This window comes from Thiohalocapsa marina, from assembly GCF_008632335.1.
Classification (GTDB): domain Bacteria; phylum Pseudomonadota; class Gammaproteobacteria; order Chromatiales; family Chromatiaceae; genus Thiohalocapsa; species Thiohalocapsa marina.
Genome location: NZ_VWXX01000034.1, coordinates 1 through 15,196 on the forward strand (window position 1 = coordinate 1; position 15,196 = coordinate 15,196).

The following is a 15,196-nucleotide window of genomic DNA, read 5'->3' on the forward strand; positions in this document are numbered from 1 at the left end:
CCCACAAAATATCATCGCCCTTTTCCATTTTTCGCTGCTACTGCCGCAGCCCCCGGGCTCACCACCCGTGTCCCCGGCGGCCCGGGGGGCCCCTCCCATGATTCATTTAGTTCGTCAGCCAATATCTTCACAGAAGGTGACATTGCAAGACATAGTGGCCGCGACGTAAGTAAGTCATTATATTTCGATTTGAAGGTAATGAAAGCTTGATTTATGAAAATTCTTAATGTGTTAAAAAATGCTATAATAAAGAGGGTAATTGACGGACCAACATGGGTTTTTTTTCTATCAATTTTTTTTCCCTTAACCATTCTTTACTCCATAACTGCGGATTGGGAGTTACCTTATGATGCAGATGCCGCAATAAATGCCATTTCCGCCTGGCATCTATACCATAATTTATCGCCATTTCTACCAGGTTATGAGTCGCTTGTAGATTATGCGCCATCGCGCAGAATGACGGCCTTAAGAATGGGGGTCTACGGCGCTGTCTCGGCAGTTCCACCTGGAGCCGCTTTTGCGGCCGCTCCTTTTTATGCGCTGGCGTCGGAAGAGCTGATAACGCACGAGATCATCAATTTCCCTGTCGACCTGCCTCCATTACAGCTTGTTCTGCCCGAATTATGGCCAGCAACGCTTGCTGCAATCATCTACACAGCTGCTTCGGTAGGGTTACTCGGCCTGATCTTTACGTCTCAGGGCGCCCGGCCCGAGGCATGGCTCGCAGCATATACCGCGGGATTAGGCACGTCCGCGTGGTCCGTCGCATCGAGCGAGTTATTTATGCATGGACCAGCAATGTTCTGGATTTCGCTTGGCGTCTACTTATCAGTAAATAGTAGGTTCTTTTGCTCCGGTCTGGCGCTGGCATTGGCTATTCTGACAAGACCGCATTTAGCGGTGATCCCCGCCTCTATGGGGCTGCTGGGAAGTTTTGGTAATAAAAGAATTCCCCCATTTTTGTTGACTGGAATTGGTTCGTCACTGGGTGTCTTGCTGCTCGCTCTCTACCATTGGTTTGTTTTCGGTAAATTTTCGGTGATTGGTGGGTATGCCGATACATTCGTGGAGCGGATTTGGAACCCGGACTTTCTGTCATACCTGGAGAATATTTTTGGCGGTCTTTTTGATTTTCGATCCGGCTTTCTTGTCTGGTCGCCATTCTTGCTGGCCCTTTTGCCTGGCATCCATCGAGGCTGGAACAATAGCAGTTGGGCGATCCGAGGAGCTGCAGTTGGTGGTTTTATCTACCTGTTGTTGCAATATAAGATGAATCGTTTTAACCCTGCCAACATTACGCTTTATCGATATCCACTTGAAGCTTTAACGGCATCGGCGCCGCTATTTTTTGCTTGTTATCTTCACTGGACGAAGCTCGGCGGCCCATCTAGTATTAGAAGATCGATATTAAAAAAACTGATTCCGTTGGCAGTGCTGATGCACGGATTTGGTGCGATTTTCTTATAACCGGAAATGGTTTCCTGACGTGCAGTGGCGAACTTTTTTGGTGCTGGCCCGTGAGCCGCGACAGACTGTTTGAATTTTCTTTCTTCGTGGATGTCACGTGCGCGGTAAACTGGGATTGCTCCGTTGAGTATCCTTTCATTACAGCCTGCAAACGGGGTTGCGCGTACTTTTTTTGGAAAAGTTGCGTAAACGCTCATTCATTCTTTTTTCCCATGTGAGGAGGAATCGTCACTACTTTGCGTGGCCCAAATTCCGGAAAATGGATTCAGTTTGTAAACAGAGCTTGCGAAGCGGGCGCCGACCATTGCGGTGAGATCGCCGTGGGTAATCGTTCAGACCCCTCCCCCGAAATCAGCGGCCTGGAAGACAGCTCGCGCTCGATGTGCGAGCATAGCGTTATAACAGCCTAGTCGTTCTGCTGACGCCACCGCACCTTCGCCGCCGGACATGAAGCTCAGCCAGCACGATCTGCAGCAACTCGACGAAGACCTCCTGCAGGGAATGCCGGAGGCGACGCTGCGCCGGTTGTCGGTCAATTTGCTGGCCGATCTGAATGACGCGGGCGAGCCATCCGCGCACGCTGGCAGCCAGCGCGGACGCAAGCCCGGCAAACAGCCGGGGGCGCCGGGGTTTGGCCGCACGCAGGTGCTTCAGGCGCAGCGCGAGGAGCGGCATCGCCCGGCGTGCTGTGCGCGGTGTGGGCAAGCGCTGCCGCCCGAGGTGCCGGGGACGGTCTACACCGGATTCCAGTCGATCGATCTGCACCGGGGCGACCCTGGCACGCCGGGTCTGCGCCTGGAGCTGGTGGATCATCGCTACCTGGAGGTGACCTGCGGCTGTGGCCACAGCACCCGAGCGCAGCCGGCGCAGGGCGAGGAGATGCTGGAAGGCATTGCCCTGAGCGAATGGCGCCTGGTTGGTCTGGGGCTGGCGAGCTTCATCGTCGCCCTGAATCTGCGTTTTCGCCTCTCGCGGGCGCGCATGCAGGAACTGCTGCATGATTGGCTCGGGGTCCACCTGAGCATTGGCACCCTGCATCAGACGCTGCACGAGACGGGGGCGGTCGTCGCACCCGCCGAGGCGGAGCTGATCGCCGAGCTCTGCGCCGACGTCGAGGCACAGGGCGTCGCTGGCCTGCTGCATGCCGATGAGACCTCCTGGCCGCAACGCGACCAGCGCCCGTGGCTGTGGGTGTTTCTCACCACCACGACCACCGTCTACGTCATCGCCGGGCGCGGCAAGGCCACCGTCACGCGCCTGTTGGCCGGCTTTCAAGGCTGGCTGATGAGCGATGGCTGGTTCTCCTACCGACCGCGACGACCCGAAGCGTCTGCGCTGCTGGGCGCATCTGCTGCGCAAGGCGCAGGGCCTGATCGAGAGCGGCGACGAGGAGGCCCGTCACTTCGGCAGCCTGGTGCGCCGCACTCTGGAAGCGCTGATGAGGGCCATCCATGCCGCGCGCGAGGGACCGCAGCCGCCAGCCGATCAGACACCCGCTCACGCTCAGGCGCTCGCGCGACTGCGCGCTGCGCGCAGTGCGCAGTATCGGCATCGCCACCACAAGGCCCAGGCCTTGGCGACGGAACTGATCAACGACTGGGAGGCGATCTTTCGCGTGCTCCAGCAGCCGACGCTGCCATTGACCAACAACAGCGCCGAGCGCGCCCTGCGCCACTGGGTGATCAGCCGACGGATCAGCCACGGCACCCGCACCGCAACCGGTTCACGCGTCTTCGCCCTGTTGGCCAGCGTGATCGATACCTGCCGCCAGCGTGGGCATTCGCCCTGGGTCTACCTCACCGAGGCCGTCACCGAGCGACGTGCGGGTCGCCCGTTGCCGCCTCTGCCTCAGCCAGGGGTCTGAACGAGTACGTTTTTTCTTCCCCGAGCTCCCTCAAGTATTGGTTCGTCTGATGAATCAGGAAGATAACTTCCATTCGCGTCTCGGGACACCCAGCATCTCTCTTGTGGTCCCTGTCCTAAACGAGGCGCATTTGGTCGCGGGCTTCGTCGACGTGGTTCGGGTGGAGCTAGCTACGCGTGGTTGGCGATACGAAATTCTCTTTGTAAATGATGGCTCAACGGATGGGACTCAGGACGAGATTCTTGCGCAGGCGGTATGTGATTCGCGTGTCCGATTGATCAACCTATCGCGGCGTTTTGGCAAGGAGGCTGCCCTAAGTGCCGGGTTGCGGTATGCACTGGGCGAGGTGGTGATCCCCATCGATGTCGACCTGCAGGACCCCCCGGCGCTGATCCCGGTCTTCGTCGACCGTTGGCGTGAAGGTTACGATGTCGTCTACGGCGAGCGAGTGACACGTTATGGGGACGGCTGGTTCAAGCGAGTCTCTGCGTGCTTGTTCTACAAGCTGTTCAACTGGTTGTCGCCAACTCACATACCTGAGAACAGTGGTGATTTTCGGCTGCTTGACAGACGGGTCGTGGACACTATCAATCAGCTGCATGAGCGCAGTCGTTTCATGAAAGGCCTTTTTGCTTGGGTCGGTTATCGCTCCATAGGTGTGCGGTTTGAGCGACCGTCCCGTGCGTCAGGAACGAGCAAATGGAGTAATTGGCGTTTATGGAATTTTGCCTTGGATGGCCTTTTGAGTTTCAGCACGGTGCCTTTACGTATCTGGTCGTATGTCGGCGCGACAGCGGCGCTGTTGGCCTTTACGTATGGCTCCTTTATCATTATCAGGACGCTGGTATTCGGCGTTGATCTACCTGGTTATGCGTCACTGCTCACTACCGTGCTTTTCTTGGGCGGAATTCAATTGCTGTCGGTTGGTATTCTTGGTGAATATCTCGGCAGAGTAATGATGGAGACCAAGGCGCGACCATTGTTCATCGTGGAATCCTTGCAAGGTGGGCCCGGTCTGGCGTCAGACGTTCAACAGCGATCCGTAGAGCGCACACCTTAAATCTCATGGACTTAAAAGAAGCAGACCTCCTTGCCGAGACAATAGAATCTCATTGGTACTATGGAGCAAAGTCCTCCATGCTGCTGCATGCGGTTAGGAGTGTGCAGATACGGGAGATTCTAGACATTGGCGCTGGCACTGGTTTCTTTTCGGATAAACTGCTACGTCAAACGACAGCTCGGTCAGCCTTATGCGTGGATCCCGCTTATAACTCGGAGCGAGATACCTCGGTGGTTGGCAAGTCGTTGCTATTCCGGCGCGCTTTTGTGAAATCACAGGCTGATTTAGTGCTCTTAATGGATGTCCTAGAGCACGTGGATGATGATCTTGGCTTGCTGGTCGACGTAGTCGAGAAAGTCGCGACAGGTGCGTTTTTCGTGATAACCGTGCCAGCATTTCAGTCTCTTTGGAGCGACCATGACGTGTTTCTCGAACATCGTCGTCGATATCGGTTGGAACAACTGGAAGCGGTTGTCGAAGCCGCAGGTCTTAGGCGGTTGTGTGGCTGCTACTTCTATGGCTCATTGCTGCCCGTGGCTGCAGCTACACGCTGGTTAGGACGACTCGGCCGCGGTGGCGTTAGCGCGCCCCGGTCCCAATTGAGAAAGCATTATAAGGTGGTGAATGAAGCATTCGCTACCGTCTGCCGGCTGGAGTTAGCTTGGTATCAACATAATCGCCTGGCTGGGCTTACAGCGCTGTGCCTGGCACGTAAGGAATAGTATGGCGAAAGCGGGCCTATGCCAAAATGTCGAACGATCTTCGATCTTGCTGCCTCCGGTAGGGTTTGGGTTGGGTTTATGGTTGTTGCATCTGCTTTTCGCGGGTTACTTTCCAAACTCCGAGGATAAGCTGGGACATGATTACGCCTTTTTTATCCCGAGTTTGCTCGACGGCTATCTGTGGTTTCGTCAGAATGGCTTATTGACGATACCCTGGTTCTCCCCTTCGTTTTGTGGTGGGCAGGCATTCTTTGCGGACCCTCAGTCAGTTTATTTTTCTCTGCCTCAACTCCTAACATTTCTGGTCGACCCACTACGTGCCGTCTATTGGTCGTCTCTATTGATGGCTGCGGCCGGTTTTTGGGGGATGTATGTGTTGTGCCGCAACGGATTTCAACTGTCTTTGCTTGGGGCATTGGTTGCAGCCACAGTTTTCATGTTTAACGGCTTTTTTTGCCACCGTATGCTCGCTGGGCACGTTACCTTTCAAGCGTTTATGTTGGTGCCGCTGACGGCCTTCCTCTTGGCTGGGGGAAGGCAATCGGATAGGTTGCGATCATTTGATTTGGCCATGACACTATCCGCTGGGCTGGTGCTTGCCTATTGGCTGCAATCCGGCATGGCTGTCCTGGTGCTTCCCTCGGCCCTGGCTGTGCTCGCACTTGTGGCGATGTTGGACATACGCCGACCGGGTGCACTCTGGATGGCCTTTCGCCGTGGCATTGTCGCTGCTGCGCTTGCTCTGGCCCTCTGTTCGACAAAGCTGGTCGGTGCGATCACGCTGATTAACAGGTTCCCTCACAACCTCTATCCGTTGCCTGGGCTAGACAGTTTCGGTGATATCGCGAAAGTTGCCCTGATGGCACTTTTCATGCCGAGTCAGCAAACCTTCGGCATCGCTCAAGAGGACTGGCGTAGCCAGGAATGGGTGCTCTTGCCTCATGAAATGGCCTATGGTGTGACGCTAATTCCGCTGCTGGTGATACTGGTCGGACTCGTGCGCTGGGCGCGCAGTCGTCCGCGCTCAGCCGGGGGGAGGGTCTGGATGCGTGCGGCACCGGCGCTGGCCATGCTGACCCTGATCCTGCTGCTGCCGCTGGCGCTGCTTTTCTACTCGCCGGGCTGGAACGCCGTGCTCAAGTCCCTGCCGGTGGTGGGCACCACGACGGCGCCCATTCGTTGGCTGATCGTCCTGCTGCCGCTGCTGGCGCTCTGGACGGGCATGGCGTTGGAACAGCTCCAGTTCCGGCGGGCCGCGGCGTTGGCCTGCATCCTGGGTGTGCCGCTGCTGACGGCGCTGGAGGATCGGACCTTCTATGAGCAGCAGGCGACCTTTGATCCCTCGGCGGCGGTGGCCTTTTACCAGGCCGTCAAGCTCGGTGAGGCGCAGCCGGGCATCCACCGCATCGCCGACGCGCGCGACCCGACGCGCAGTGAGCCCGTGACCATGGATGCGCTGGTGCGGGGCGAGTCGCCGCTCTGGTGCTACAACCCCCTCTACGGCTATCGGCTGGAGGCCTTTAAGCCCGAGCCGCTGCGGGAGGGGCCGATCCTGCAGGAGGTGGGCGATGGCGCCCTCAACCTGCGCAATCCGGCCTGCCTGCTCTATCCGGAAGAAAACGGCTGCGAGCCCTGGGACGCCTTTCGCGTGGATCAGCGCGAGCAGGCCCTGCGGTTTGCCAGTTACCGGCCGTTCGCGTTCGAGCTGTCGACGCTGCAGCGGGTAGCTAATTGGGTTTCGTTGGTTGCGCTGTTGGTGGTTGTTGGTGTGTTGCTCGTTCTCCTCGGGCGCTGGTTGTGGGGTCGTCTGTTCGGAGCGCTCGCGTAGCTCGTCGTTTGCCGTTGGGTGGCTTCATGGATTGCTCCGTCGCCCAGCCTCGGCGGACCTCGGGTTCGAATGCGATTCGCGGTGCGGCTGGGGAGATCAGTCTTCACCGAAACCTGAACGGGAACCAGGGTTTGCATTATAGTGGCGTTGTCCCGGTATCGAAGAGTAGACGCACACTGGCAGGAGCCACGTTCATGGAAATTCGACATCACGGTGCCGTTGATGGCGTGACCGGCTCCTGTCATGAGCTGATGCTGGCCGACGGGCGCTCGCTGCTGGTGGATTGCGGGCTGTTCCAGGGTGCCGAGGCGGGGCCGGACGGGGCGGCTGCGGAGCGTCTGCAGGTGCGCTTTGCGGTGGCGCCGATTCAGGCGCTGGTGCTGACCCATGTTCACATCGATCATGTGGGCCGGCTGCCCTACCTGCTGGCGGCGGGCTACCGTGGTCCCATCCTGTGCAGTCCGGCCTCGGCGGAACTGCTGCCGCTGGTGCTGGAGGACGCGCTCAAGGTCGGCTTCACCCGCGATGCCCGTCTCATCGAGCGTGTGCTGGCGGTGTTGCGGCAGCGCATCCGGGCGCTGCCCTATGGCCAGTGGCACGAGGTGGTGGCGGGTGAGCCGGGTCTGCGTATCCGCCTGCAGCCGGCCGGGCACATCCTGGGTTCGGCCTATGTGGAGTGCGACCTGCATGAGACTGGCACGGAGACGCGGGTGGTGTTCTCCGGCGACCTCGGTGCGCCGCATACCCCGCTGCTGCCAGACCCCCAGGCGCCGGAGCGTGCAGACATCCTGGTGCTGGAGAGCACCTATGGCGACCGTTGTCACGAGGACCGGGAGACGCGTGCGGTACACTTGCGCCAGACCGTTGAGCACGCGCTGAGCAACCGGGGCACGGTACTGATCCCGGCCTTCAGCATTGGCCGTACCCAGGAGCTGCTCTACGAGCTAGAAGGACTGATCCATCAGCATCAGGGCGAGCCGGTCATGGACGCCCATGGCGAGCGGCTGACATGGGATGACGTGCAGATCGTGCTCGATTCGCCGCTGGCGGCGGATTTCACCGCCGGCTACCGGCGTCTGCGTGCGCTCTGGGATGCCGAGGCCAAGCGGCGGGTGGCCGAAGGCCGGCACCCGCTAGCCTTCGAGCAGTTGGTGACGGTGGATGCCCACAGCGATCACGCGCGCATGGTCAACTACCTGGCCCATAGCGGACACCCCGCCATCGTCATCGCCGCGAGCGGCATGTGCGCCGGCGGCCGGGTGGTGAACTATCTCAAGGCCATGCTCGAGGATCCGCGCCACGACATCCTGTTCGTCGGCTACCAGGCCGCCGGCACGCCGGGGCGCGACATCCAGCGCTATGGCCCGCGCGGCGGCTACGTGATGCTCGATGGTCGCCGCTACGATACTCGTGCCCAGGTGCATACGCTCAGCGGCTATTCGGCCCATGCCGATCAGCAGGATCTGCTGCGGTTCATCGGCGACATCCCGCGGCCGCCGCGCGAGGTGCGTCTGGTGCACGGCGATGCCGGGGCCAAGCGAGCGCTCAAGGCCGCCGGGGAGCGGCTGGGCCTGCCGACGCGGTTTTGGATTCCGTGAATCATTACCGTAGCGGCTTTCGATCGATCGCTGGGGATGATGAGCCTTCAGCGCCCAAGCACCAGCGAGGCAGGATCGTCCATACGGCAGCGGAGGTGTGGCGCTTCGCCATTGTTGGCAGTGTTGGCTTCGCTGTTGAAGCGGTCATCCTGACTGTGTTGGTGCGGGCTGGTGACTGGGGCCTGTATGAAGCCCGTCTGCTCTCGTTTTCGCTCGCGGTGTCTGCTACCTGGGCGTTGAATCGTCGTTTTACGTTCACGCACCGCTCCTCGGCGAATCGCAAGCGGGAATATGCGCGCTATTTTACGGTGCAATCCGTCGGGGCGCTGCTGAACCTGGGTGTCTATTCCGCATTTCTTCTACAGTGGCCATCACTGGGGGCATGGCCGGTCTTGCCGTTGGCGGCAGGCTCTTTGAGCGCAATGGTATTCAACTTTCTTGGCGTGCGGTTCTTTGCGTTCACGGGCAGTTCGGTCGGTATCTGACGTCAGACTGGAGTCGAAAATTGCTGATACGCTGTCATTTTTTAGATGCGATTTGATGGTCGCGAACTGGAATTTGCAGCACGCCTAAAAGCATCGCGCTGAGCGTGATCTGCACACCGATGATGACGGCGGTGGCTGACGGAATGATCAGGCGCATCATTGAGCCGGGGACCAGGTCTCCGAATCCTTCGGCACCCCAGCGTCCAACAGCGAAGACGGAGCCGGAGATGCCGCCAAGCAAAATGATAAGCCCGAGAATCAGACCGTGCTCGAGCCGGAACTTTTCGGCAATCTTGAGTCCGAGTGCTGTCGGCGGCAGGAAACCGGCCCGCATGCCATAAAGCTTTGCAAAAAACGCGAAGGAGATGGACTGCAGGCCCAGTATCATGCCGGCGGCGGCGAACAGCAGAGTGTGGATGTCAAGGTTGAGGCCGAGCACTGTTCGCGGTCCTGGCAGAAGCCAGGCTGAAGCCATCAGGCCGGCAGCAAACAAGACGATGCCCGGGTAGAAAAAGAGCCAGTCGGGGCTGTAGAGCAGCAGAAACCTGAGATGGCGCCAGCCGTCGCGCCAGCTTCGCAGATGCGGTGGCCGGTCGCGACCATCCGGGGATAATGTCGTCGGCACTTCCGTGATGCGAAGGCCTTCAATGGATGCCTTGACGACCATTTCCGAGGCAAACTCCATTCCGGTGGAGCGGAGATCGAGACCAAGAATCGCCTGTCGGCTGAATCCGCGCAGGCCGCAATGGAAATCTCCAACCGGGCTGTTGAAGAAGATGCGACCGACCCCGGAGAGCAGCGGGTTGCCGAGATAGCGATGCAAGGGGGGCATGGCGCCGGCGCGAATACCGCCTTGAAAACGGTTTCCCATGACCAGTTGAAAACCACCGTGCAGGGCCTGCACAAACGGTTCCAGATTGGCGAAATCATAGGAGTCATCCGCATCGCCCATGATGACGAATTCTCCCCGGGCCGCGGCAATACCTGCCATGAGCGCATTGCCATACCCCTTCTGCTGCACATGAAGGACGCGCGCGCCACGGGCGGTGGCGATCTCAGCGGAGCCGTCGCTGCTGCCGTTGTCGGCTACCAGTACCTCGCCGGCGATGTCGTGGGTCTGCAGGAAGCGTCGAGCCTTGTCGATGCAGCGCCCGATTGTTGCCGCCTCGTCGAGGCACGGCATCAGCACGGTGACGGCGCAAGTGACGTCGGCAGGTGGCGGATGCGATGCGTCCGGCCGGTCATGTTGCATATCGGGTTCTTCCTGTGGCGCTGTCTGGCGGGCGGCCATACTCAACCCCCATCGCCCTGGCCGTCCATGTGCTGGCCACGGATGACGGACACGGGGCCGGTGGACTGGCGACCGAGGCGCTGCCTGATCTGCCGGACGTAGGCCTGGGTCTCAGGGTAGGGCGGAATGCCGCCGTGGCGGATGACGGCGTTCTCGCCGGCGTTGTAGCCGGCCAGGGCCAGTTCCAGGTCGCCGTTGAAGTGATCGAGCAGCCAGCGCAGGTAGGCCATGCCGCCGCGCAGGTTGTCGATGGGGTTCCAGGGGTTGCTCACGCCGAAGCGCGCGGCGGTCTCGGGGATGAGCTGCATCAGGCCGCGGGCGTCCTTGGGCGAGTGGGCGTCGGGATTGAAGTTGGACTCCGCCGCGATGACGGCCAGCACCAGTTCCGGCGGCAGTCGATACTGCGGCGCCAGGTAGCGGACCAGCGACACAATGTCGGCGTGGCCGATCTCGCGCGCGGCCAGCGGGGCGATGTCTGCCATGGGCGGTGCGTGCGCGCCCGGCTGGGTGGCGGTTGCCGGCAGGCGTCGTTCCCGCAACGCGGCCTTGAGTACGCACTCGGGCGGCTGGTCGAGCGGCGCATCGAGCGCGCCGAGCTGGCGCAGTTGCGTCTCGGCCTGCGGATGCCGGGCGGCCTGGGCGGCCTTGTACCAGGCGGCGCCCAGCACCTCGTCCACCGTGCCGACGCGACCGCTGCTGTAGAGCCAGCCCAGGTGGTAGCTGGCCTCCGCCAGGCCGAGATCGCCGGCCCTGCAGTACAGCCGCAGCGCGCGGTCGATGTCCTGCGGGGCGCCGACGCCGTGCTCGAAGCGCCGGCCCGCGTCCAGCAAGCGATGCGCCTCGGTGTCCGTCGCGGCCATTGCCGCCTGGCCGCAGGCGAGCGCGATCAGGCCGCAGGCCGCGAGCAGAGGCCGAATACGGAGCGGTGCCGCGAGCGCGTCGACGGAGTCGACGGGCGGGTCGGGATGGAACGGGCGGTGGGGCATTCGACGCTTCATAAGGAAGCCGCTTGGTGGATGGGCATCCTGCCGAAAAATCCGCACGCAAACCGCAAACGCGGTTCTCAGCGCACACCTGCTCTGAAGACTAGCCAGCAGGTTACGCATGCGCAAGCCGTCCATTCCGTGCTTTGCTCGCGAGGGGTCCGGCGGATATACTGGCGAGCTTTTGCAAGGTTTTCGGGCACCAAGATCAGGAGATGACCCAGATGCAAGTGACTGTCGAGAATGGCGAGGGCCTCGTCCGCCGGATGCGGGTGGAGTTGTCGTCGGAGGAGATCGAGCAGGAGGTGGACAAGCGCCTGCGCGATTTCGCACGCCAGGCGCGGCTGCCGGGTTTCCGTCCCGGCAAGGCCCCCGTAAGGCTGCTGCGCCAGCGCTACGGCGAGAGTGTTCGCGACGAGGTGTTCAGCGAGACGGTACAGAAGACCTACCCCGAGGCCATCAGCCAGCAGGAGCTGCGTCCGGCGGGCATGCCCGAGATCGAGCCGGACATCGACCAGGCCGCGGGACGCTATGCCTATGTGGCCAATTTCGAGGTCATGCCCCAGGTGGAACTGGTCGGCCTGGCCGGCCGTGAGATCAAGCGCCCGGTGGCCGAGGTGACCGAGGCCGACGTGGACGCCATGATCGAGCGGCTGCGCGAGCAGCGCAAGACCTGGTCGCCGGTGGATCGCCAGGCCGCTGATGGTGACCGCCTGACCGTCGACTTCCAGGGCACCATTGACGGTGAATTCTTCCAGGGCGGCAGCGCCGAAGGCACCCAGATCGTGCTGGGCGAGGGACGCATGATCGCCGATTTCGAGGCGCAGCTGGTCGGCGCGGCGGCCGGCGACGAGCGTGTGGTCGAGGTGACCTTCCCGGAGGACTACCACGTGGCCGAACTGGCCGGTAAACCGGCCCGCTTCCAGGTCCAGGTCAAGGAGGTTGCCGAGGTCGAGCTGCCGCCGCTGGATGCCGATTTCATGGCCGCCTTCGACGTCGAAGACGGCGACATGGACAAGTTCCGCGCCGATATCCGCGGCAACATGGAGCGCGAGCTGAAGCAGCGCATCGAGGCGCAGGTGAAGGAGCAGGTGCTGGACGCCCTGGTGGAGGCCAACCCCATGGAGGTGCCGCAGGCCCTGGTCAGCGAGCAGATCAAGGGCTTCAAGGAGCAGATGCAGCGCAACATGGGTGGTGGCGCCGGCGGGTTTCAGCTGCCGGACGACATCTTTGCCGACAGCGCGCGCCGTCGTGTGGTGCTGGCCCTGCTGGCGGGCGAGGCGGTCCGGCGCCATGAGATCACGGCGGACCCGGAGCGGGTGCGCGCCGCGGTGGAGGAAATGGCCGACACCTACGATACGCCGCAGGAGGTCATCGACTACTACTACGCCGATCCGCAGCGCTTGCAGCAGATCGAGGCCATGGTCACCGAGGAGATGATGGTGGAGCGGTTGCTGGAGGAAGCCACGGTAGTCGACGAGCCGTCGACGTTCGAGGCGGTCACCCGCAGCGAGCGCGACTGATTGGCCTGTCGGCGGGGGTCGCCGCTGCGGTTGCGCCGGCAACGCGCCTGCGAGCCCATTGGCGATCCGGCTTGCAATCCGGCCGCGTTCCGCCTTGCGATCTGGCGGCGCGGCCCGACATACCGCCAAAGACAGGATTATTACCGCCATGGTGCGAGGTAGCACACGCATGAATCCCGAATTGGCTCAGTCGAGCTGGAATCCGCAGGCCCTCGGACTGATTCCGATGGTCATCGAGCAGACCGCCCGGGGCGAGCGCTCGTTCGACATCTTTTCGCGCCTGCTCAAGGAACGGGTGGTGTTCCTGGTGGGTCCGGTGGAGGACCATGTCGCCAATCTGGTGGTGGCACAGTTGCTGTTCCTGGAGTCGGAGAACCCGGACAAGGACATCCACTTCTACATCAACTCCCCGGGCGGCTCGGTCACCGCAGGGCTGGCCATCTACGACACCATGCGCTTCATCCGCCCGGATGTCAGCACCATGTGCATCGGCCAGGCGGCGAGCATGGGCGCGCTGCTGCTGGCCGGCGGTGCCGCCGGCAAGCGTTTCTGCCTGCCGCATTCGCGCATGATGATCCACCAGCCGCTGGGCGGCTTCCAGGGGCAGGCGACGGACATCGACATCCATGCCCGCGAGATCCTGCACATTCGCGATCAACTGAACCATATCCTGGCCCATCACACCGGGCAGCCATTGGAGAAGATCGCCGAGGATACCGAGCGCGACCGCTTCATGGGCGGCGAGGCCGCGATGGAATACGGCCTGATCGACAAGGTGCTCGACAGCCGCGGCGAAGCGCCGGCAAAGCCCTGATCGACCTTCCAGGCTCCCCTCCTCACGGCCCATGGCGGGCGGCGGCGGCCCCCGATGCTTGTCCTGCATCAGGCATCGGGTCCGTCTACGTCTTGTCATGGTTCGTCAAACCATTATGATTGGGGCGTCTGCCTGTTGGTGCGCTCCATTGCACCCTGCGCGATCGTCCCCCGGAGAGACCATCATCCATGAGCGGTAATAGTCACGGAAAACCTGACGAAGGCAAACTGCTGTATTGCTCCTTTTGCGGCAAGAGCCAGCACGAGGTCCGCAAGCTGATCGCCGGCCCGTCGGTGTTCATCTGCGACGAATGCGTCGAGCTCTGCAACGATATCATCCGCGAAGAGATGCAGGAGGGCATGGGCGAGGCCACCAGTCGGCTGCCCAAGCCGCGGGAGATCAAGGAAAGCCTGGACCAGTACGTCATCGGCCAGGAGCAGGCAAAGAAGGTCCTGTCCGTTGCCGTCTACAACCACTACAAGCGCCTGGAGGCGGCAGACGCCAAGGAAGACGTCGAGATCGCCAAGAGCAACATCCTGCTGATCGGCCCCACCGGTTCGGGCAAGACGCTGCTGGCAGAGACTCTGGCGCGGCTGCTGAACGTGCCCTTCACCATCGCCGACGCCACCACCCTGACCGAGGCGGGCTACGTCGGCGAGGATGTGGAGAATATCATCCAGAAGCTGCTGCAGAAGTGCGACTACGACGTCGAGAAGGCGCAGACCGGCATCGTCTACATCGACGAGATCGACAAGATCTCGCGCAAGGCCGACAACCCCTCCATCACCCGCGATGTCTCCGGTGAGGGCGTGCAGCAGGCACTGCTCAAGCTGGTCGAGGGTACCGTGGCCTCGGTGCCACCCCAAGGCGGGCGCAAGCACCCGCAGCAGGAGTTCCTGCAGGTGGACACCTCGAACATCCTGTTCATCGTCGGCGGCGCCTTCGCCGGGCTAGACAAGGTGGTGCAGCAACGCAGCCGCAAGGGTGGCATCGGCTTCTCCGCCGAGGTGCACAGCAAGGATGACGACCGCCGCGTCGGCGAGCTGCTGGCCAATGTCGAGCCGGAGGACCTGATCCGCTACGGTCTGATCCCTGAGTTCGTCGGCCGCCTGCCGGTGATGGCCACCCTCGAGGAACTCGACGTCGACGCCCTGATCCGCATCCTCACCGAGCCGAAGCACGCGCTGTACAAGCAGTACGGCCGCCTGTTCTCCATGGAGAACTGCGAGCTCGAACTGCGTGAAGATGCCCTGCGGGCCATCGCCGTCAAGGCCATGGAGCGCAAGACCGGCGCCCGTGGCCTGCGCACCATCATGGAGCAGGTGCTGCTGGACATCATGTACGATCTGCCCTCCATGGACAGCGTCAGCAAGGTGGTGGTGGACTCCTCCGTTATCGATGGCGAGAACAAGCCCTTCATCATCTACGACGGTGGCGAGCCGCAGCAGCGGCTGGCTGCGTCCGACTGAGCGCGTCCGTTCTGACGGCTAACCCGACGGCTGCGCCGGTGACGGGCGCTGGCCGTTGGCGTCTGCAACCGGTGTCATGCCCGTCATCGGTG

The 15,196-nt window shown here is 61.5% G+C and carries 13 protein-coding genes and 1 pseudogene; 12 read left to right on the forward strand and 2 right to left on the reverse strand.

Going from position 1 to position 15,196, the window contains the following annotated elements; all coding sequences use genetic code 11:
- The 9 genes and pseudogenes from F2Q65_RS19720 to F2Q65_RS15935 all read left to right on the forward strand — a co-directional run.
- On the forward strand, nucleotides 1-210 hold a 210-nt coding region (locus F2Q65_RS19720; protein ID WP_211354060.1), incomplete at its 5' end, for a hypothetical protein.
- Between the two features lie 3 nt (nucleotides 211-213).
- Nucleotides 214-1,467: a hypothetical protein gene (locus F2Q65_RS15905; protein ID WP_150094402.1), complete on the forward strand. Its 1,254-nt coding sequence runs from the start codon at nucleotides 214-216 to the stop codon at nucleotides 1,465-1,467.
- Nucleotides 1,468-2,346: 879 nt separating this feature from the next.
- Nucleotides 2,347-2,718, forward strand: a pseudogene (locus tag F2Q65_RS20460) (IS66 family transposase); the annotation flags it as partial.
- 40 nt (nucleotides 2,719-2,758) lie between these two features.
- Nucleotides 2,759-3,331, forward strand: a complete 573-nt coding sequence (locus F2Q65_RS19730; protein ID WP_211354061.1) for an IS66 family transposase — start codon at nucleotides 2,759-2,761, stop codon at nucleotides 3,329-3,331.
- 49 nt (nucleotides 3,332-3,380) lie between these two features.
- Nucleotides 3,381-4,391 (forward strand): glycosyltransferase family 2 protein, encoded by a 1,011-nt coding sequence (locus F2Q65_RS15915; RefSeq protein ID WP_150094403.1) that lies wholly within the window; start codon nucleotides 3,381-3,383, stop codon nucleotides 4,389-4,391.
- A gap of 77 nt (nucleotides 4,392-4,468) precedes the next feature.
- Nucleotides 4,469-5,113, forward strand: a complete 645-nt coding sequence (locus F2Q65_RS15920; protein WP_211354062.1) for a methyltransferase domain-containing protein — start codon at nucleotides 4,469-4,471, stop codon at nucleotides 5,111-5,113.
- Between the two features lie 82 nt (nucleotides 5,114-5,195).
- Complete coding sequence (locus F2Q65_RS15925) at nucleotides 5,196-6,941, forward strand: hypothetical protein (RefSeq protein ID WP_170265776.1); 1,746 nt, start codon at nucleotides 5,196-5,198, stop codon at nucleotides 6,939-6,941.
- A 194-nt stretch (nucleotides 6,942-7,135) separates the two neighbouring features.
- Nucleotides 7,136-8,539: an MBL fold metallo-hydrolase RNA specificity domain-containing protein gene (locus F2Q65_RS15930; RefSeq protein WP_150094406.1), complete on the forward strand. Its 1,404-nt coding sequence runs from the start codon at nucleotides 7,136-7,138 to the stop codon at nucleotides 8,537-8,539.
- Nucleotides 8,536-9,024: a GtrA family protein gene (locus F2Q65_RS15935; protein ID WP_170265777.1), complete on the forward strand. Its 489-nt coding sequence runs from the start codon at nucleotides 8,536-8,538 to the stop codon at nucleotides 9,022-9,024. The genes F2Q65_RS15930 and F2Q65_RS15935 overlap by 4 nt, the downstream gene beginning before the upstream one ends.
- Before the next feature lie 34 nt (nucleotides 9,025-9,058).
- Here the strand turns inward: F2Q65_RS15935 and F2Q65_RS15940 are convergent, their stop codons facing one another.
- Entirely contained in the window at nucleotides 9,059-10,315 is a 1,257-nt protein-coding gene (locus F2Q65_RS15940; protein ID WP_211354063.1) for a glycosyltransferase family 2 protein, read from the reverse strand.
- Nucleotides 10,316-10,317: 2 nt separating this feature from the next.
- Nucleotides 10,318-11,301, reverse strand: coding sequence for a lytic transglycosylase domain-containing protein (locus tag F2Q65_RS20035; RefSeq protein ID WP_170265778.1), 984 nt, complete (start codon nucleotides 11,299-11,301; stop codon nucleotides 10,318-10,320).
- 221 nt (nucleotides 11,302-11,522) lie between these two features.
- Between F2Q65_RS20035 and tig the strand changes: the two genes are divergently transcribed.
- The 3 genes from tig (at nucleotide 11,523) to clpX (ending at nucleotide 15,104) form a co-directional block, all read left to right on the forward strand.
- Nucleotides 11,523-12,821 carry a trigger factor gene (gene tig, locus F2Q65_RS15950; protein ID WP_150094409.1) on the forward strand — a complete coding sequence of 433 codons (1,299 nt, stop codon included), beginning with the start codon at nucleotides 11,523-11,525 and terminating at the stop codon, nucleotides 12,819-12,821.
- A gap of 169 nt (nucleotides 12,822-12,990) precedes the next feature.
- Nucleotides 12,991-13,635 (forward strand): ATP-dependent Clp endopeptidase proteolytic subunit ClpP, encoded by a 645-nt coding sequence (clpP, locus tag F2Q65_RS15955; protein ID WP_150094410.1) that lies wholly within the window; start codon nucleotides 12,991-12,993, stop codon nucleotides 13,633-13,635.
- A gap of 188 nt (nucleotides 13,636-13,823) precedes the next feature.
- Nucleotides 13,824-15,104 (forward strand): ATP-dependent Clp protease ATP-binding subunit ClpX, encoded by a 1,281-nt coding sequence (gene clpX / locus F2Q65_RS15960; protein WP_150094411.1) that lies wholly within the window; start codon nucleotides 13,824-13,826, stop codon nucleotides 15,102-15,104.
- Nucleotides 15,105-15,196: the final 92 nt, after the last annotated feature.